The organism is Streptomyces dengpaensis (assembly GCF_002946835.1).
Lineage (GTDB): Bacteria > Actinomycetota > Actinomycetes > Streptomycetales > Streptomycetaceae > Streptomyces > Streptomyces dengpaensis.
In genome coordinates this window covers 5,818,267-5,837,889 of record NZ_CP026652.1, presented here as the reverse complement: position 1 = coordinate 5,837,889, position 19,623 = coordinate 5,818,267, and the positions used below count along the sequence as shown (strand labels likewise).

Genomic DNA, 19,623 nt, shown 5'->3' with positions numbered 1-19,623 from the left:
TGATCAGTCCACCAGGTCCCTGACCACGGCGTCCGCCAGCAGCCGCCCCCGCAGGGTGAGCACCGCACGCCCCTCCTCGTACGGCCCCGCTTCGAGCAGACCGTCGGCCACTGCCCGGCGTGAGGCCGCCAGGCCGTCCGCGTGGAGCAGGGACAGCGGCGCCCCCTCGCGCAGCCGCAGCTCCAGCAGGATGCGCTCCACCCGGCGGTCCTCGTCGGAGAGGAGTTCGCGGCCCGCGCCCGGGGAACGGCCGGAGGCCAGCGCCGCCGCGTACGCCCCCGGGTGCTTCACGTTCCACCAGCGCACGCCGCCGACGTGGCTGTGGGCGCCGGGGCCCGCTCCCCACCAGTCGGCGCCGCGCCAGTAGAGCTCGTTGTGCAGGCAGCGGCCGGATTCCGACGTGGCCCAGTTGGAGACCTCGTACCAGTCGAAGCCCGCCGCCGACATCACCTCGTCGGCGATCAGGTACCGGTCCGCGTGGACGTCGTCGTCCGTCATCGGGACCTCACCGCGGCGGATGCGGCGGGCGAGCTGTGTGCCCTCCTCGACGATCAGGGCGTACGCGGAGATGTGGTCGGGCCCGGCGCCGAGGGCCGCGTCCAGGGACGCGCGCCAGTCGTCGTCCGACTCCCCCGGCGTGCCGTAGATCAGGTCGAGGTTCACGTGCTCGAAGCCCGCCGCGCGGGCCTCGGCGACGCAGGCCTCGGGGCGGCCGGGAGTGTGCGTGCGGTCGAGCACCTTCAGTACGTGCTGCCGGGCGCTCTGCATGCCGAAGGAGATCCGGTTGAAGCCACCGGCGCGCAGGGTCGCGAGGTACGCCGGGTCGACGGACTCCGGGTTCGCCTCCGTGGTGATCTCCGCGTCGTCCGCGAGCCCGAACTCGTCGCGGATCGCCCCCAGCATCCGTACGAGATCGTCGGCGGCCAGCAGGGTCGGCGTACCGCCGCCGACGAAGACCGTGCGCACCTCGCGCGGGTCGTCGCCGAGGACCTTGCGGGCCAGGCGGACCTCGTCGATCAGCGTGTCCGCGTAGTTGTCGCGGGAGGCGAGTACGCCTCCGGTGCCCCGCAGCTCGGTCGCCGTGTAGGTGTTGAAGTCGCAGTAGCCGCAGCGGGTCGCGCAGTACGGCACGTGGAGGTAGAACCCGAGGGGTCGCTCGGCGGCCCCGGCAAGGGCGTTCGCGGGCAGCGCCCCGTCGTCGGGGACGGGCTCACCGTCGGGGAGTGCGGAAGGCATGTCTTCTATTGTCCAGCACGGAGGGATTGATCAAGCCCGTCCGGCGTTTGAGGACGAGCGCGAAGCGCGACAAGGGGGTCTGGGGGGCGGAGCCCCCAGGTAGGGGACGGGTAGGGGCGGAGGGGGCGAAAACCCCGTAGGACCCCTACTCCGCCTGCAGCACCAGCAGCGCCATGTCGTCCTCCGGCGGCCGCGAACCGAACTCGTGCACCAGCCTGCGGATCCGTTCCGCGATCAGTTCGGCGCTCAGGCCCGCGCAGCCCGCGAGGGCCTTCGCGAGGCCGTCGTCGTCGTCGAACTGGCGCGGCCCGCTGCGCCGCTCCGTCACGCCGTCGGTGACGCACAGCATGGTGTCACCGGGGTACAGCTCGAAGGTCTCGGACGTATAGCCGGCGTCCTCGACGACGCCGAGGAGGGTCTGCGGCCGGGCCACCTCCCGTACGTCGCCGTCGGGCCCGAGGAGCAGCGGCAGCGGATGCCCGGCGGAGGCGATGGTGCAGCGTACGCCACCGTCGAAGGGGACGAGCTCGCCGTACAGCAGGGACAGGAACCGCGTCTGCGGGCCGAGGTCCGCGCCGAGCCCGGGCGCGCCCGCCGCCACGAGCGCGCGGGCCGCGGCGTCCGCGGCCTCCGTCGCGTCGTCGAGCAGGAGCTGGTTGAGGCGGTCGAGGACGTCCGCGACGTCGTAGCCCTCGCGGGCCAGCAGCCGCAGCCAGGGCCGGGCGAGCCCGATCACGACGGCGGCCTCGGGCCCCTTGCCCTGGACGTCGCCCACCGTGAAGCACCAGCGGCCGTCGCCCGCCGGAAAGAGGTCGTAGAAGTCGCCGCTGGGTCCGCCCTTGTCGAGCGGCTCGTACACGAGGGCGCTGCGCACCCCGGGGATCTCGGCGACCGCGCCGGGCAGCAGACCGCGCTGCAGGACCCGGCTGATGGTGGCCTGGCGCGCGTACTGGCGGGCCGCGCCGATGGCGAGGGCGATACGGCGGCTGAGGTCCTCGACGAGTCCGGTGATCTCGTCGGGGAAGCCGATCCGCCCGGCCCGCCCGATGACGAGCGTGCCCAGTGGCCGCCCGCCCGCGATCAGCCGGTACCCGAGGGCCGCGCCGCTGGCCCCGGGCGCGCCCAGCGCCTCGCCGGGCCAGGGCACGGGGACGGCCCGGGAGCGCACGGCGTCGGGCAGCCGCGGCGGGTCCTTCTCCAGGGCGCGGCGCAGGTCCTCGATACGGTTCTCGCTGCCGTGCCAGACGCGGGCGAGCCGGGGTCCCAGGGCGAGGCCGAGCCCGCCCATCCGGTCGGTGGCCTCGTCCTCCAGCCACACCGCGCACCAGTCGGCGAGGCGCGGCACGAGGAGCTGTCCGGCGAGCGCGGCGACCAGGTCCTCGTCGAGCTGCCCGGCAAGCAGATCGGAGGCCTCGGCGAGGAAGGAGAGGGCGCCGCGGTTGAGCCAGTCCAGGTCCTGCTGGGCGTTGCGTCGCGGCTCGGGCGGGAGCATCTCGTGGGCGAGCGTCTCGCCGGCCCGCAGCCCTCGCTCAAGGGCCTGCTCGGCCTGCTCTGCGGCGTACGCGGCTCTCCCCTCCGCGTCCGAAAAGCGTCTGGCACCCGGAATCCCGTTGTCGTCCGGGATCCCGTCGCCTCCCGGCATCCCCTCGCCGCCCACCGTCGCCTCGCCGCCCGAAGCCCTGGTGGAGCCCGCACCCCCGTCGCACCGCCCACCTGCGTCGACCAGCAGCCGCGCCCACACGGTCTTGATGCCCGGGCGATACGTGATCCCCCAGGCCTCGGAGAGCGCGGCCACGAGCCGCAGCCCGCGCCCGTACTCCGGTGTGCCGTACGGCCGTTGGATGCTGTCGTCGCACACCCCGCGCGAGGGGTGCTGATCCGAGACCTCGACGACCAGCGGGCCCGGCGCCCCGTCGGCCCTGCCTTCGAGGTGGCAGAGCAGTTCGACGTCGGTGCCGGCGTGCACGACGGCGTTGGTGACGAGTTCGCTGACCACCACGAGGGCGTCCTCGGTGAGGCGGTCGTCGATGATCTCGGTTCCGGGCAGGGCGAGTTGGGCCCAGTCGGCGAGCGCGCCGTGCAGGAACCTGCGGGCGGCTCCGGGTGCGAGCGGAGTGCCCGCCAGCGACGTACGGGCCATGAGTTCCTGGCCGGCGCGGTGGTTCGCAGGCGCATCAGGGGCACGCGCCATGGACTCCCGTTGCGTCGGAATGGCCCCCACTGTGCGGCTCCCTGAGCAGTTCGGACGAATACGCCTCAGGCGATGCAGACAGAGTGACAGACTGGCCCTGCCCATAAGCACCGAGTTACGAAGTGGGCCACCATGAGTGAGAACAGTGGTATGCGCATGCTCGAAGACGGTCAGATTCGAGCATCGGATCTGCGCCCCCTGCTCGCCGCGATGACCGCCGCGCGGGACGGCGACTTCACCAAGCTCCCGGAGACGGGGCACGGCCTGGTGGCCGAGCTGAGCACCGCGTTCAACCAGATCGTCGACCGCAGCAACCATTTCAACACGGAAGTGCAGCGGGTACGGCGGGAACTGGTCCGGCACGGGCGGCTCGACGAGCGCCTTTCGGCCAGCCCGGGCCAGGGCACCTGGACGACGCGCGTCAATGACGTGAACCAGCTGCTCGACGCCCTGGTGGCCCCGGCGGCGAACGCGACCCGCGTGCTCGACGCGGTGGCCGGCGGCGATCTGACCCAGCGGGTCGACCTGCACGACGGCAACCGGCAGCTGCGCGGCGACTTGCGCCGGCTGGGCCGCGCCGTCAACAAGATGGTCGACCAGCTCTCCCTCTTCACCGGCGAGGTCACCCGCGTCGCCCGCGAGGTCGGCACGGAGGGGCGGCTCGGCGGTCGCGCCAAGGTGACGGGTCTGTCGGGGAGCTGGCGGGATGTCACCGAGGCGGTCAACACGATGGCGTCCCGGCTGACGGCCCAGGTGCGGGACATCGCCCTGGTGACCACGGCAGTGGCGCGCGGCGACCTGACCCGTACGGTGACGGTCGAGGCGACCGGCGAGCTGCTCGAACTGAAGCTCACCGTGAACACGATGGTGGACCAGCTCTCCGCCTTCGCCGACGAGGTCACCCGCGTGGCCCGCGAGGTCGGCACGGTGGGCCAGTTGGGCGGCCGGGCGCAGGTGCGCGGCGTGTCGGGGGTCTGGAAGGACCTCACCGACAACGTCAACTTCATGGCCTCGAACCTGACCTCCCAGGTCCGCAATATCGCCCAGGTCACCACGGCCGTGGCCAACGGCGATCTGAGCCAGAAGATCACGGTCGACGCGCAGGGCGAGATCCTCGAACTGAAGTCGACCATCAACACGATGGTGGACCAGCTCTCCGCCTTCGCCGACGAGGTCACGCGGGTCGCCCGCGAGGTCGGTACCGAAGGCAACCTCGGCGGGCGCGCGCAGGTCCGTGGCGTGTCGGGCGTCTGGAAGGACCTCACCGACAACGTCAACTTCATGGCGGACAACCTGACGTCGCAGGTCCGCAATATCGCGCTCGTCTCCACGGCCGTGGCGCAGGGCGACCTCGGCAAGAAGATCACGGTGGAGGCGAAGGGCGAGATCCTGGAGCTGAAGTCCACGATCAACACGATGGTCGACCAGCTCTCCGCCTTCGCCGACGAGGTTACGCGCGTGGCCCGCGAAGTGGGTACGGAGGGCAACCTCGGCGGCCAGGCGCAGGTCCGTGGCGTGTCGGGCGTCTGGAAGGACCTCACCGACAACGTCAACTTCATGGCCCTGAACCTGACTTCGCAGGTCAGAAACATCGCCCAGGTGACGACCGCCGTCGCGAACGGCGACCTCTCCAAGAAGATCACCGTCGACGCCCGCGGCGAGATCCTGGAGCTGAAGGACACCGTCAACACGATGGTGGAGCAGCTGCGCGCCTTCGCCGACGAGGTGACCCGGGTGGCCCGCGAGGTCGGCACCGACGGGCGGCTCGGCGGCCGCGCCCAGGTGCTCGGCGTGTCCGGCGTCTGGCGCGATCTGACCGACAACGTCAACTACATGGCCGACAACCTGACGTCGCAGGTGCGGAACATCGCGCAGGTGGCGACGGCCGTGGCCCAGGGCGATCTGTCGAAGAAGATCGACGTGGACGCCCGCGGCGAGATCCTCGAACTGAAGACGACGATCAACACGATGGTCGACACCCTCTCCTCCTTCTCCTCCGAGGTCACCCGGGTGGCCCGGGAGGTGGGTTCCGAGGGCCAGCTCGGCGGCCAGGCACGGGTCGAGGGCGTGTACGGCACCTGGAAGCGCCTGACGACCAACGTGAACGAGCTGGCCTCCAACCTCACCACCCAGGTCCGCGCGATCGCCGAGGTGGCCTCCGCGGTGGCCCAGGGCGACATGTCCCGCTCCATCACCGTGGAGACCCAGGGCGAGGTCGCCGAGCTGAAGGACAACATCAACCTGATGGTGGCCAACCTCCGCGAAACCACCCGCGCGAAGGACTGGCTGGAATCGAATCTTGCTCGCCTGGCCGCCCTCATGCAGGGCCACCGCGACCTGATGGAGGTCGCCGACCTGATCCTGCGCGAGCTGACCCCGCTGGTGAACGCGCAGTACGGCGCCTTCTTCCTGGCCGACCCCGAGGAGGAGGGGACGTCGCTGCGAACGTCCGTACCCGCCAAGGGGCTTGCCTTCATCGCCGGGTACGGATCCGCGCAGGGCGCGACCGTCGACACGGGCGGCATGCCGGTGCACGGGCTCGTCCGGCAGGCCGCCGGCGAGAAGAAGCGCATCCTCGTCGAGGAAGCCCCACCGGACTACATCAAGATCAACAGCGGTCTGGGCGAGGCCGCTCCCGCCAGCGTCGTCATCATCCCGATCCTCTTCGAGGACACGCTGCTCGGCGTGATCGAGCTGGCATCCTTCTCCCGCTTCTCCGATGTCCACCTGGCCTTCTTCGACCAGTTCGTGAACACCATCGGCGTCGCCATCAACACGATCATCGCCAACTCCCGTACGGAGTCCCTGCTCGGCGAGTCCCAGCGTCTGGCCATCCAGCTCCAGGACCGGTCGGACGAACTCCAGTCGCAGCAGGCGGAGTTGCAGCGCTCGAACGCGGAACTGGAAGAGAAGGCCGCCCTGTTGGCAACAAGCTCCCAGTACAAGTCGGAGTTCCTGGCGAACATGTCGCACGAACTGCGTACGCCGCTCAACTCCCTCCTGATCCTGGCCCGGCTCCTCTCCGACAACCCGGACGGCCATCTCTCCGACCAGGAGGTGCAGTTCGCGACGACGATCCACCGATCCGGCTCCGACCTCCTCCAGCTGATCAACGACATCCTGGACCTGTCGAAGATCGAGGCGGGCCGGATGGACGTACGCCCGAAGAAGTTGCCGTTGATCAAGCTGCTGGACTACGTCCACGCGACCTTCCGTCCGCTCACCCTCGACCGGGGGCTCGCCTTCGAGGTGACGGTCGGCGAGGACGTACCGCGCGAGATGTACTCGGACGAGCAGCGGCTCCAGCAGATCCTGCGCAACCTGCTCTCCAACGCGATCAAGTTCACCGCTTCCGGCCGGGTCGAGCTGCGCGTCAACCGCCTCAAGGACCCGGAACACACCTACACCCGTGAGAACAGCGACGACGTGATCGCCTTCGCCGTCTCCGACACCGGCATAGGGATCGCGCCCGAGAAACTCCCGGTGATCTTCGAGGCGTTCCAGCAGGCCGACGGCACCACGAACCGCAAGTACGGCGGCACCGGCCTCGGTCTGTCCATCAGCCGCGAGATCGCCAGACTGCTCGGCGGCAGGATCATCGCCGAGAGCAAGCCCGGCAAGGGCTCCACCTTCACGCTGTACGTCCCTGTCGTGAGCCCCGGGCACATGGCGACCGGACCGGCCCCCGAGGACCGCCCGGCGCCCGTGCCCGAGCAGCTCTCCAGCGAGCCGTACACCGCCCATGACACCGACGACACCTGGCCGACACCCACCAAGCTGGAGGCGTGGAAGTCCGGCAGAGCGGGCCAAGTCCTGCCCGGGCGCCGGGTGTTGATAGTGGACGACGACATCCGCAACGTCTTCGCGCTCACCCATGTCCTGGGCCGCGTCGGCATGCCCGTCCTGTACGCGGAGAACGGCCGCGAGGGCATCGAGACGCTGGAGCGCAACCCCGACATCGAGCTCGTTCTGATGGACATCATGATGCCGGAGATGGACGGCTACGAAACGATCTCCGCCATCCGCCGCACCCCCCGCTGGACGGGTCTGCCCATCGTCGCGCTGACCGCGAAGGCGATGCCCGGCGACCGCGAGAAGTCCATCGCGCGGGGTGCCAACGACTACGTACCGAAGCCGGTGGACGTCGACCAGCTCCTCACCGTCGTGTGCGCCCTCCTCGACCCGGAGGCTGCGGACGACCCGGAGCGGGACGCCGCAGGCGGTGCGGTCGCACCGGGACCGAGCACATCTGGGGAGCCCGCAGTCCCGCCGACAACTGAGTGAGGCACAGTCACCATGAGCGCTGTGGAAACGACCGACGAGCGCGCCAGCATCCTCCTGGTCGACGACATGGAGGACAACCTGATCGCTCTGGAGGCCGTCCTGGGGTCCCTCAACGAGCCGCTGGTGCGGGCGCGTTCGGGCGAGGAGGCGATGAAGGCCCTGCTGCGGCAGCGGTTCGCCGTCGTCCTGCTCGACATCCGGATGCCGGGCATGGACGGCTTCGAGACCGCCGCGAACATCAAGCGGCTCGACCAGACGAAGGACGTCCCCATCATCTTCCTGACGGGCACGGACGCCGACGCGGGCTACGCCTTCCGCGGGTACGCGACCGGAGCCGCCGACTATCTGACGAAACCCTTCGACCCCTGGGTCCTGCGCGCCAAGGTCACCGTCTTCCTCGACCTGCACCGCAAGAACCAGCAGCTGGAGCGGATGCTCGCGCGCGAACAGGAACAGTTCGACGAACTGGCGGACCGCCTCGAGAAGATAGAGACCCAGATGGCGGCCAGCAGCCTGCAGGACGTCTTGGAATTGCGCCACCAGGTACACCAGATGGAGGAGCTGCTCCACGAGATGCGGGAGATGCGGAGGGGGCGGGGGATTTGACTCCCCCGCCCCTCCAGCGACGTACGGGCCTTACGCCTCGCGCGTCCCCGCGTACATCTCGTCGATCAGGTGCTTGTACTCCCGCTCGACGACCGGCCGCTTGAGCTTCAGGCTGGGCGTGAGCTCGCCGTGTTCGATGTCGAGGTCACGCGGCAGGAGGCGGAACTTCTTGATGGTCTGCCAGCGCTGGAGGCCCTCGTTGAGCTCCTTGACGTAGCCCTCGATGAGGGCGACCGTGGCCGGCGCGGCGACGACATCGGCGTACGACTTGCCCGCCAGGCCGTTCTCCTTGGCCCAGTCGAGGATGGACGGCTCGTCGAGGGCGATGAGCGCGGTGCAGAAGTTCCGGTCGGCGCCGTGCACGAGGATGTTGGAGACATACGGGCAGACGGCCTTGAACTGGCCCTCGACCTCGGCCGGCGCGATGTACTTGCCGCCCGAGGTTTTGATCAGGTCCTTCTTGCGGTCCGTGATGCGCAGGTATCCGTCGGGGGACAGCTCGCCGATGTCGCCGGTGTGGAACCAGCCGTCGGACTCCAGGACCTCGGCTGTCTTCTCGGGCAGCCCGTGGTAGCCCTCCATGATGCCGGGGCCGCGCAGCAGGATCTCGCCGTCGTCCGCGATGCGCACCTCGGTGCCGGGCAGCGGCTTGCCGACCGTGCCGATGCGGTACGCCTCGCCAGGGTTCACGAAGGAGGCCGCGGACGACTCCGTGAGGCCGTACCCCTCCAGGATGTGGATGCCGGCGCCGGCGAAGAAGTAGCCGATCTCGGGCGCGAGCGCGGCGGAGCCGGAGACGCAGGCGCGCAGGTTGCCGCCGAAGGCCTCGCGGATCTTGGCGAAGACCAGCGCGTCGGCGACCTTGTGCTTGGCGCCGAGCGCGAAGGGCACGGACGCGGTGCCGGTGCGGCGGAAGTTGTCCTGGCTGGCCTTCGCGTACTCACGGGCGACCCCGGCGGCCCACTGGAAGATCTTGTACTTGGCGCCGCCGCCGGCCCGCGCCTTGGCCGCGACCCCGTTGTAGACCTTCTCGAAGATGCGCGGGACGGCCGCCATGTACGTCGGCTGCACGACCGGCAGATTCTCGATGATCTTGTCCACGCGGCCGTCGACGGCGGTGACGTGCCCGACCTCGATCTGGCCGGAGATGAGCACCTTGCCGAAGACGTGCGCGAGCGGCAGCCACAGGTACTGGACGTCGTCCGGGCCGACCAGGCCGGTCGACGCGATGGCCTTGGCCATGTACGACCAGTTGTCGTGCGGGAGGCGGACGCCCTTGGGGCGGCCCGTGGTGCCGGAGGTGTAGATGAGGGTGGCGAGCTGATCGGCGGTGATCGCGCCGACCCGCTCCTTGATCAGGTCGGGGTGCTTCTCCAGGTACGCGGCACCGCGCTGCTCCAGCTCGGCGAGGGTGAGTACCCAGTCGCCGGTCTCGACGCCGGCCGGGTCGATGACGATCACATGGGTCAGCTCGGACAGCTCGGCGCGCTTCTCCTGCGCCTTGGCGAGCTGGGCCGCGTCCTCCGCGATGAGCACCTTGCTCTCGGAGTCGGCGAGGATGAACGCCGACTCCTCGGCGTTGGTCTGCGGATACACGGTCGTCGTGGCCGCGCCCGCGCACAGGATGCCGAGGTCGGCCAGTATCCACTCGACCCGCGTGGCGGAGGCGAGCGCGACGCGCTGCTCCGGACGCACACCCAGTTCGATCAGACCGGCCGCGATGGCGAAGACCCGCTCGGCGGACTGCGCCCAGCTCAGCGACTTCCACTCGTCCGGGCCCTGGCCATCGCCCGAGGCCGGTGGCACCGGGTAGCGGTAGGCCTCGGCGTCCGGCGTGGCCTGCACGCGCTCCAGGAAGAGGGCCGCCACGGACGGCGGACGGTTCTCGATCAAGGTCTGTGTGTCGCTCACGACATCCTCCGGGGCCCGCGACGGTGCGGCTGGCTCAATTGCGGCTGTTGTTTAACTCGCGAGTAACTATCGAGCAGAGATCAGAGTAGAGCGCGTCCGGCCAGTACGTAAGGGGCGGAGGGCGGTCACTTCCTCCAGGCGATCCTCCGCGGACAAGCGCAGGGCCCGCCACGCCGAAGCGCAACGGGCCCTGGAAATCGCCATGCCGCGTAACTACTTCTTGCCCTTGGCGGAGCCACCGCTGTCGTCGCTGGACAGCACGGCGATGAAGGCCTCTTGCGGAACCTCCACAGAGCCCACCATCTTCATCCGCTTCTTGCCTTCCTTCTGCTTCTCCAGCAGCTTCCGCTTACGGGAGATGTCACCGCCGTAGCACTTGGCGAGGACGTCCTTGCGGATGGCGCGGATGGTCTCGCGGGCGATGACCCGGGAGCCGATGGCCGCCTGGATGGGCACCTCGAAGGCCTGCCGCGGGATGAGCTCGCGCAGCTTGGCGACGAGCCGCACGCCGTACGCGTACGCCTGGTCCTTGTGGGTGATCGCCGAGAAGGCGTCGACCTTGTCGCCGTGCAGCAGGATGTCGACCTTGACCAGGCTGGAGGTCTGCTCGCCGGTGGGCTCGTAGTCGAGCGAGGCGTAGCCGCGGGTCTTGGACTTCAGCTGGTCGAAGAAGTCGAAGACGATCTCGGCGAGGGGCAGGGTGTAGCGGATCTCCACCCGGTCTTCCGAGAGGTAGTCCATGCCGAGCAGGGTGCCGCGCCGGGTCTGGCACAGCTCCATGATCGAGCCGATGAACTCGGAGGGCGCGAGGATCGTGGCGCGCACGACCGGCTCATACACCTCGTTGATCTTCCCCTCGGGGAACTCGCTCGGGTTGGTGACGGTGTGCTCGGTCCCGTCCTCCATCACGACCCGGTACACCACGTTGGGCGCGGTGGCGATGAGGTCGAGCCCGAACTCGCGCTCGAGCCGCTCACGGATCACGTCGAGGTGGAGGAGCCCGAGGAACCCGACGCGGAAACCGAACCCGAGTGCCGCGGAGGTCTCCGGCTCATAGACGAGCGCGGCGTCGTTGAGCTGCAGCTTGTCGAGCGCGTCGCGCAGCTCCGGGTAGTCGGACCCGTCCAGCGGATACAGCCCGGAGAAAACCATGGGCTTGGGGTCCTTGTAACCGCCGAGCGCCTCGGTCGCGCCCTTGTGCAGGGTGGTGATCGTGTCACCGACCTTGGACTGCCGGACGTCTTTCACACCGGTGATGAGGTAACCCACCTCACCCACGCCAAGACCGTCTGCAGGCAGCATCTCGGGCGAGTTCGTCCCGATTTCGAGCAGCTCATGCGTGGCGCCGGTGGACATCATCCGGATCCGCTCACGCTTGTTGAGCTGCCCGTCGATGACGCGGACGTACGTCACCACACCCCGGTAGGAGTCGTACACGGAGTCGAAGATCATCGCGCGGGCGGGCGCGTCGGCGACACCGATCGGGGCGGGGACGTCGGCGACGACCCTGTCCAGCAGCGCCTCGACGCCCAGACCGGTCTTGGCGGAGACGCGCAGGACGTCGTGGGGCTCGCAGCCGACGAGATTGGCCAGCTCCTCGGCGAACTTCTCGGGCTGCGCGGCAGGCAGATCGATCTTGTTGAGCACCGGAACGATGGTGAGGTCGTTCTCCATCGCGAGATACAGATTCGCGAGAGTCTGCGCCTCGATGCCCTGGGCGGCGTCGACGAGGAGGACGGTCCCCTCGCACGCGGCCAGCGACCGGGACACCTCGTACGTGAAGTCCACGTGCCCCGGGGTGTCGATCATGTTGAGGATGTGGGTGTTGCCCGGGTCCTCGGTCGGCGCCCAGGGCAGGCGGACCGCCTGGGACTTGATCGTGATGCCACGCTCGCGCTCGATGTCCATGCGGTCGAGGTACTGAGCACGCATCTGCCGCTGCTCGACCACCCCGGTCAGCTGGAGCATGCGGTCGGCGAGCGTGGACTTGCCGTGGTCGATGTGCGCGATGATGCAGAAATTGCGGATCAGAGCCGGGTCGGTACGGCTCGGCTCGGGCACATTGTTAGGGGTCGCGGGCACGCAGGGTCCTGTCTCTTGAGGCGCCTGTCGCCTCGGGTCGGATCGATACGTAGCTTCCATGGTCCCACGGGCGGGGAGCTGCGACCGGTTTGGGCCGGTCCTACGGCTACTGGTAGCCTGAGTGGCTGTGTCTCATGCCCTCTCTGCAGGAGGCACACCCCAAGGAAATCAAACGGCGGGCGAGACGTGCTGTCTCGTGCGCCTGAACCTGTAAAGGCTCATTCGTGGCGAACATCAAGTCCCAGATCAAGCGGATCAAGACCAACGAGAAGGCCCGGCTGCGCAACAAGGCCGTCAAGTCTTCCCTGAAGACCGCGATCCGCAAGGCCCGTGAGGCCGCTGCCGCGGGTGACGTCGAGAAGGCCACCGAGTACCAGCGCGCTGCCGCGCGTCAGCTCGACAAGGCCGTCTCGAAGGGCGTCATCCACAAGAACCAGGCCGCCAACAAGAAGTCGGCGCTTGCTTCGAAGGTCACCTCCCTCAAGGGCTGAGTCGGCTGGGCCCTTCGGGGCTCAACCCCTGACTTGACCGTCGGCTGGACCCGAGCGGGCCCTCTCTCATCCGCTCCCACCCGACACCCCCGGATCCACGCGCGGCCTGCGTTCGCCACGCGGGCGTGAATCCAACAGCTTGAACCGAGACCCCATTTTCCCTCCTTCCCCAGGAGGGGGAGCGGGGTCTTGGGCTTTCAGCCCCGGCCGGAAATCTTCAGCCCGTCCGGCGTTTGACGACGAGGCCGTCCAGGCCATACGGGGGTCTGAGGGCGGAGCCCCCAGGTACGGGACGGGCAGGGGCGGAGGGGGCGAAAAAACCATCCGCCCGGACCCGACGCGGGCAACCATCGGTCCGGACCCGACGCGGGGCCGCCCGGGAACGGGAACGGCGGCTCAATGCCGCACCGCGGCGAACTCCTACCCCCTACGGGACCGAGCCGCCCGAGCAATCACCACAACCGCCTTCTCCAACGCGTACTCGGGATCATCCCCACCCCCCTTGACCCCCGCGTCCGCGTCGGCGATCGCCCGCAGGGCGATGGCAACCCCATCAGGAGTCCACCCCCGCATCTGCTGCCGCACCCGGTCGATCTTCCACGGCGGCATCCCCAGCTCACGAGCAAGATCGGCCGGCCGCCCCCCACGCGCGGACGACAGCTTTCCAATGGCCCGCACCCCCTGCGCGAGCGCACTGGTGATCATGACGGGCGCGACCCCGGTCGACAGAGACCACCGCAACGCCTCCAACGCCTCCGCGGCCCGCCCCTCCACAGCCCGATCAGCCACGGTAAAACTCGACGCCTCGGCCCGCCCGGTGTAGTACCGCCCGACGACAGCCTCGTCGATCGTCCCCTCGACATCCGCGGTCAACTGCGACACCGCGGACGCCAGCTCCCGCAGATCACTCCCGATCGAGTCGACGAGCGCCTGGCAGGCCTCCGGCGTGGCAGACCTCCCCAGTCCCCGGAACTCATTCCGCACGAACGCCAGCCGATCCGCAGGCTTCGTCATCTTGGGGCACGCCACCTCCCGCGCCCCCGCCTTGCGCGCGGCGTCGAGCAGCCCTTTGCCCTTGGCACCTCCGGCGTGCAGCAGCACGAGGGTGATCTCCTCAGCGGGCGCCCCCAGATACGCCTTCACGTCCTTGATGGTGTCGGCCGACAGATCCTGCGCATTGCGTACGACCACGACCTTGCGCTCGGAGAAGAGCGACGGACTCGTCAGCTCGGCAAGTGTGCCGGGCTGCAACTGCTCCGGGGCGAGGTCCCGTACATCCGTGTCGGCGTCGGCGGCCCTGGCAGCGGCCACCACCTCCTGCACGGCACGGTCGAGCAGGAGATCCTCCTGGCCCACGGCAAGCGTGACGGGGGCGAGAGGGTCGTCATGAGCAGTCTTCTTGGCCATCACCGAAAGCATCCCACGCCCCACTGACAACGAGCCCCGCCCCGCCCCCTCCCCCGCAGCTGGGCCGGGGGCGCCTCACGGGAACGCCACCGCCGGACTCCTCACGGACGGCGGCCCCCGCTCCTCACGGGACCGCAGACCCAGCGCTCAGGACCCCGTCGTCGTCGTGCGAGTACGACGACGACACATACGACGGCGCGATGACGGTCGGCCTACGGCTCCTCGCGCCAGCCGTCCCACTCCCCCGCGAACTCGTCCAGTTCCTTCGGATTCAGCGTCTCCTCGGGGTCCGCGAGGACAACCAGCCACTGCGCGTCGTCGGCATCGTCCTCACCGGCCAGGGCCTCCCGTACCAGCTGCGGCTCCTCGACGAGGCCGAACCGTTCACCGAGCACCTCCGCCGCCTCTTCCGCGGCATCGCGGTCGGGCAGCACCAGCACATGTCTCACATCGTTCACGTGGACATTTTCCGATACGCCCGGCAGGCCCGACGACGGGGTCGGCCCTCGCCACGGCAGCCGACCGATCACCGGCTCGCTCGTTCCTCTACTCCCCTCTCGCGTCCCCTCAGTGACGCGCCTCCCTCACCTCCGGAACCCGGTCCAGTTCGATCCCGAAGCGATCCCGATACGTGGCCAGCACCTCCTCGTCCGTGGCCAGTTCCGACACCTCCTTCGTCCCCTCGACCGTCGTCACCGTGAACTTCCGACCGCTGAGCGTGATCCTCCCGCCGTCCTCCGTGAGCCGCGAACAGACCAGCGACCGCCCGAAATGCGACACCGGCGAGGTGCTGTGCCACCAGGCGCCGGTAACGAAGTCCCCGAGCACTCGCGGCCGCATCTCCATGCGGTACTGCGCCTTGCCGTCCCGGATGACGTCGAGATCATGGCCCTCCCTCGACGCGCCGACACCGCGCACCCCCGCCGCGTCCGGCCCCGACTCGATGATCCGGAACGTGCCGCCCCGATCCTCCTGCTCTCCCCGCTCCCCGAAGGCCAGCGGATAGTGGCTGTGCGCCCCGAACCCGACGTCGGTCAGCCAGTCGCCCCCGTCCACCGTCCGCACCCGCAGCGCGAGATGGTCGTACGGAATCCCCAGCCGCCCCTCCTCGCCGTACGTCCGCGCCGCGAGCAGCGTCACATCGAAGCCCAGCGCCCCCAGCAACGCCCCGAACGCCCCGTTCAGTTCGTAGCAGAAGCCACCCCTACGAGCGCCCACCAGCTTGTCCAGGAGCCTCTTCTCCTCCAGCACGATCTCCTCACCGAGGTGGATCGACAGGTTCTCGAACGGCACCGTCTGCAGATGACGCAGCTGAAGCTCGCGGAGCACATCGGACGTGGGCCACGCGGGGTACTGGGCCCCGATCCGGCGGAGGTAGGCGTCGGCCTGTGCGGAATTCATGAGTTCAGTCTCTCGCCACCCTCAGCCCTCCGCCCGCACCGACGACGGCCAGCGCCCCGTCCTCGTCCGTACGCAGCACTATCGCGCCTCCGGCCCGCAGCGCCGCGACGGTGCTCGGCGCGGGATGCCCGTACGGATTGTCCTTGCCGCACGAGATCAGCGCGAGCCGCGGGGCGACCCTGCGTATGAGGTCCGGGTCCTGGTACGCCGAGCCATGGTGGGCGACCTTGAGCACGTCCACGGCTCCCAGCTCCTCGGACGCCGGCGATCTCAACAGATCCCGCTGTGCCGGGGGTTCGAGATCACCGAGCAACAGCAGCGTCAGCCCCGCTGACCGCGCGACCAGGGCGACACTGGCGTCGTTCGGGCCGTCCGGCGTGGGAGCCGGGCTCGGGGGTGGCCACAGCACCCGCCAGTCGAGGCCTCCCGTGCTCCGCCGCTCCCCGGCCACCGCCCGTGTCACGGGGATGCGCCGTGCGGCCGCCTCCCTTCGTACGAACTCTGCCTGGTCCCGCGGCTCTTCGAAGCCGGTCGTCTCGATCGCGCCCACCGAGCGCCCGCGCAGCACGCCCGGCAGCCCCGCCACATGGTCGGCGTGGAAGTGCGTCAGCACCACGAGCGGGATCCTGGTGACACCCAGCGCGCTCAGACAGCGGTCGACCAGCACCGGGTCGGGCCCGGCGTCGACCACCACCGCACTGCCGTCGCCCGCCGCGAGCACCGTCGCGTCGCCCTGCCCCACGTCGCACATCGCGAACCGCCAGCCGGGCGGCGGCCACCCCGTGATCACCCTGGTGAGAGGCGGCGGCTGCACGACGACCAGCAGGAACAGCACCACGCAGGCGCCGCCCAGCCACGGGTGTCTCAGCAGCCGTCGGCCGACGCGCACGACCACCGCCGTGACGAGAGCGAGCAGCAGCGCCCCCGTCCAACTACCCGGCCAGTCCAGTCCCCCACCGGGCAGCGCCGCGCCGGTGCGTGCGATGTCCGCGATCCACCGGGTGGGCCAACTCGCGCACCACGCCAGGGCCGTGGCGACGGGCATGGCCACGGAGGCCGTCGCCAGTGTCGCGAAGCCCAGCACCGTGGCCGGCGCGACCGCGAACTCCGCGAGCAGGTTGCACGGCACCGCGACCAGGCTCACCCGCGCCGACAGGACGGCGACAACCGGTGCGCACACGGCCTGTGCCGCGGCGGCCGCGGCCAGCGCCTCGGCCGCCCGCGGCGGCACACGGCGCCTCTGGAGCGCCGCGCTCCACCGTGGGGCGAGGGTGAGCAGGGCGCCGGTGGCCAGAACGGAGAGGAGGAAGCCGTAACTGCGGGCCAGCCACGGGTCGTACAGCACCAGCAGCAGGACGGCCGTGGCCAGCGCCGGGATCAGCGATCTGCGGCGTCCGGTCGCGATGGCGAGCAGCGCGATCGATCCGCAGGCGGCGGCCCGCAGCACGCTCGGGTCGGGCCGGCACACGATCACGAAGGCGAGGGTGAGCGCTCCACCGAACACTGCCGTCGCCCGGAGCGGAACACCGAGCCGTGCTGCGAGACCGCGCCGCTCGGCACGCTGGGCGAGGCCCGGCGGTCCGATGAACAGGGCGAGCAAGATCGTGAAGTTGCCCCCGCTGACGGCCAGGAGATGGGTGAGGTCGGTCGCCTTGAACGCTTCGTCCAGCTCCTGTGTGACACGCGAGGTGTCCCCCACCACCAACCCCGGCAGCAGCGCCCGCGCATCCGCCTCCAGCCCGTCGGTCGCCTCCCGCAAGCCCTCCCGCAGCCGGCCGGCGATCCGCTGCGGCCCGGAGGGCTCCCCCACCACCTCGGGCGGCCCACTGCCCCGTACCCGCAGGACGGCCGCGATGTCGTCCCCACCCGACAGGGCGGGCACGAGCCGCCCGGACACACGCAACTTCGTGGAAGGCAGCAGCGACAGCCAGGGCGAGCGTTCACCCGCACGCTGAGGCGAACCCTCTGACGAGCGCTCGGCGGAAGACTCGGGCGAACCTCTGGGCGAGCGCGCGTCGACGATCATCAACACCGGCGCACGTGTCTTCACCACCGTTCCGTCGGCCCGTGTCACCCGCCGCACCTTGGCGTCGAGCAGCACGGCCGTCGGAGCCATGTGATCCCCCTTGATCCGGGGCCGGGTGAGGCGTGGATCGGAGGTGATCTCCACCTCGGCCGTCACGTTGGCAAACTGCCGCGCCAGGGAGGGAACGGGTCCGCGGCGCAGATCCGCCCCGTGCAATCCCGCGGAGGCCGCAGCCGCCGCGACACAGAGCAGCACGGCGGCGACGGAGATCCGCGGCCATGAACGCGACCACTCCCTCCGGCTGCCTCTCGTAGTGCGCGTCCCTCTCCGCCCGGCCAGCAGCAGCGCGCCGCCTGCGATCAGGGAGACCATCACCACACCCGTGACCCACCCCGGCGGGGCACCGACCGTCACGGCCGCCGTCGCCCAGGCCGCCAGAGCCGGCGGCACGAGCCGGAGATCCGTGGGTCCTTCCTGTCGCGGGTGTGAGGCCCCGAGCCGCTTGCCAGAGGCGGCGTGCACGGGCCGTCGGCTCGCGGCGCCGACGGCGGCCGTGCGCGCGGCACCTTCCTGACTCAGCCGACTCTGCTGCTCCTCTAACCCCTCCGATCGCTCTGGTCGCGGCAGTCCCTCTGATCGCTTCGATCGCTGCGATCCATTTAGGCGCTTTAGTCGCTCCTGACTCTGTGGCAACTCCAGCCTCTCCAGCCGCTCCGGCCCGTTCATGGCCTTACCAGATTCCGCAGATCCGCGAACCGGCGATCGCCGATTCCATTCACCTCGCGGAGCTCGTCGACCGAGCGGAATCCGCCGTGCTGGGTCCGGTAGTCGATGATGTGCTGGGCCAGGACGGGGCCTACTCCCGGCAGGCTGTCGAGCTGCTCCACGGTGGCCGTGTTGAGGGCGACCGGAGCGGCAGGTGCCGCACCGGCGACGGAACCGCCGGTGCCGATCGCGCCCGTACCGCCGGGGCCCGTGCCGGATCCCACCGGGGATGCGGGAGCTCCGACCACGATCTGCTCGCCGTCCACAAGGAGGCGCGCGCGATTGAGTCCGTCGGTGTTCGTGCCGGGGCGCACTCCGCCCGCAGCGCGCAGTGCGTCCGCCACGCGGGAACCGGTCGGCAACCGCTGGAGCCCCGGGCTGCGCACCTTGCCGCTGACGTCCACGACGATCGCGGTCCCTGCCGCGCCGACCGGGCTCGGCGCTCCGGCCGAGGCATCCGTCCCTGCGACCGACCGCTCGCCCGGCGCGGTCTTGTCGCCGTAGGGAGCCGCCGCCCGCACTACTTCGGGCGCCTGGACCGACTGAGTCCGGCCGGCCCAGAAGTACTGCACCGCGAAGACCGCGGCGACGACCAGCAGCACGGCGAGTGCGGCCACGCTCCTGCGCTCAAGGCCGCACCTCGACTGCAGCCACAACGGCATCCGCTCCCGCACGGCCAGCCCGGCCCGGTGCCGCCAGGCCCCCGATTCCGCAGTACGCGAAGCGACGTCGGCGTGCCCCTCCGCGGGCGGGTCAGCACGCCCCTCCACGCGCGGATCAGCACGCCCCTCCACGCGCGGATCGGCGTGCGCGTCGACATGCGCGCCGACGTCAACGGCAGCACCCCCACCAGCAGACGCTGCATCACGGTCCCGATCACGGTCGCGAGCCCGATCACGGTCACGGCGACGGGCACGCCCCACACCCCCGCTGAATCGAGTCCCCCGTCCCCACACATCGCCAACACCCGCCCCCACCACGGTGCTCGCGTCCGGCCCGTCCCCCACATCCCGCTCCGCCCCCGGCGGTCCATGGCCCAACTGCCGTCGCTCTCCGGCCCTTTCGGTGAAGAGCGCCTCCGCGCGCAGGCGGACGGCCTCGGCCGATGCCTCGTGGCGTCGGGCCCGGCTTCGCGGGTGGTGACGACGATGGCGGCTACGGCCGTCGGACGTGGGGCCACGACCCGGGCCGCTGGTCGGTGCGGCGGTGCGTGAACTTGAGCG

Annotated in this window: 12 protein-coding genes; 3 read left to right on the top strand and 9 right to left on the bottom strand. The window is 70.2% G+C overall.

Translation table 11 applies throughout. The annotated features are described in order from the left end of the window. Positions 1-3: 3 nt before the first annotated feature. Together hemW and C4B68_RS27000 are read right to left on the bottom strand one after the other, a co-directional pair. Positions 4-1,236 (bottom strand): radical SAM family heme chaperone HemW, encoded by a 1,233-nt coding sequence (gene hemW / locus C4B68_RS27005; RefSeq protein ID WP_099499227.1) that lies wholly within the window; start codon positions 1,234-1,236, stop codon positions 4-6. 145 nt (positions 1,237-1,381) lie between these two features. Continuing rightward, the gene (locus C4B68_RS27000; RefSeq protein ID WP_099499228.1) at positions 1,382-3,457 is read right to left on the bottom strand and encodes a SpoIIE family protein phosphatase; all 2,076 of its coding nucleotides are present in this window, start codon (positions 3,455-3,457) and stop codon (positions 1,382-1,384) included. Between the two features lie 180 nt (positions 3,458-3,637). On the opposite strand from C4B68_RS27000, the gene C4B68_RS26995 reads away from it, so the two are divergent. Both C4B68_RS26995 and C4B68_RS26990 read left to right on the top strand, forming a co-directional pair. Continuing rightward, the gene (locus C4B68_RS26995; protein WP_373682178.1) at positions 3,638-7,711 is read left to right on the top strand and encodes a HAMP domain-containing protein; all 4,074 of its coding nucleotides are present in this window, start codon (positions 3,638-3,640) and stop codon (positions 7,709-7,711) included. A gap of 12 nt (positions 7,712-7,723) precedes the next feature. Next, a complete protein-coding gene (locus tag C4B68_RS26990) occupies positions 7,724-8,317 on the top strand; it encodes a response regulator (protein ID WP_099499229.1) in 594 nt (197 codons plus the stop codon). A gap of 30 nt (positions 8,318-8,347) precedes the next feature. Here the strand turns inward: C4B68_RS26990 and C4B68_RS26985 are convergent, their stop codons facing one another. Both C4B68_RS26985 and lepA read right to left on the bottom strand, forming a co-directional pair. Continuing rightward, positions 8,348-10,228: an AMP-dependent synthetase/ligase gene (locus C4B68_RS26985; RefSeq protein ID WP_099499230.1), complete on the bottom strand. Its 1,881-nt coding sequence runs from the start codon at positions 10,226-10,228 to the stop codon at positions 8,348-8,350. Positions 10,229-10,441: 213 nt separating this feature from the next. Next, positions 10,442-12,310, bottom strand: a complete 1,869-nt coding sequence (lepA, locus tag C4B68_RS26980) for a translation elongation factor 4 (RefSeq protein WP_099499231.1) — start codon at positions 12,308-12,310, stop codon at positions 10,442-10,444. 224 nt (positions 12,311-12,534) lie between these two features. On the opposite strand from lepA, the gene rpsT reads away from it, so the two are divergent. Beyond that, positions 12,535-12,801 (top strand): 30S ribosomal protein S20, encoded by a 267-nt coding sequence (rpsT, locus tag C4B68_RS26970; protein WP_099499233.1) that lies wholly within the window; start codon positions 12,535-12,537, stop codon positions 12,799-12,801. A 420-nt stretch (positions 12,802-13,221) separates the two neighbouring features. On the opposite strand, the gene holA is transcribed toward rpsT, so the two are convergent. The 5 genes from holA to C4B68_RS26945 form a co-directional block, all read right to left on the bottom strand. Next, complete coding sequence (gene holA / locus C4B68_RS26965; protein ID WP_180289158.1) at positions 13,222-14,208, bottom strand: DNA polymerase III subunit delta; 987 nt, start codon at positions 14,206-14,208, stop codon at positions 13,222-13,224. A gap of 212 nt (positions 14,209-14,420) precedes the next feature. Next, positions 14,421-14,666 (bottom strand): hypothetical protein, encoded by a 246-nt coding sequence (locus C4B68_RS26960; RefSeq protein ID WP_099499234.1) that lies wholly within the window; start codon positions 14,664-14,666, stop codon positions 14,421-14,423. Between the two features lie 109 nt (positions 14,667-14,775). Next, entirely contained in the window at positions 14,776-15,609 is an 834-nt protein-coding gene (locus tag C4B68_RS26955) for an arylamine N-acetyltransferase family protein (RefSeq protein ID WP_099499235.1), read from the bottom strand. A gap of 4 nt (positions 15,610-15,613) precedes the next feature. After that, positions 15,614-18,157 (bottom strand): ComEC/Rec2 family competence protein, encoded by a 2,544-nt coding sequence (locus tag C4B68_RS26950; RefSeq protein WP_099499236.1) that lies wholly within the window; start codon positions 18,155-18,157, stop codon positions 15,614-15,616. 200 nt (positions 18,158-18,357) lie between these two features. Next, complete coding sequence (locus C4B68_RS26945; RefSeq protein ID WP_420824029.1) at positions 18,358-19,407, bottom strand: ComEA family DNA-binding protein; 1,050 nt, start codon at positions 19,405-19,407, stop codon at positions 18,358-18,360. Between the last annotated feature and the right edge of the window lie 216 nt (positions 19,408-19,623).

Coding starts and splice junctions, on each gene's coding strand:
- hemW (WP_099499227.1), bottom strand. CDS start 1,236: ATGCCTTCCGCACTCCCCGACGGTGAGCCCGTCCCCGACGACGGGGCG.
- C4B68_RS26995 (WP_373682178.1), top strand. CDS start 3,638: ATGACCGCCGCGCGGGACGGCGACTTCACCAAGCTCCCGGAGACGGGG.
- C4B68_RS26990 (WP_099499229.1), top strand. CDS start 7,724: ATGAGCGCTGTGGAAACGACCGACGAGCGCGCCAGCATCCTCCTGGTC.
- holA (WP_180289158.1), bottom strand. CDS start 14,208: ATGGCCAAGAAGACTGCTCATGACGACCCTCTCGCCCCCGTCACGCTT.
- C4B68_RS26955 (WP_099499235.1), bottom strand. CDS start 15,609: ATGAATTCCGCACAGGCCGACGCCTACCTCCGCCGGATCGGGGCCCAG.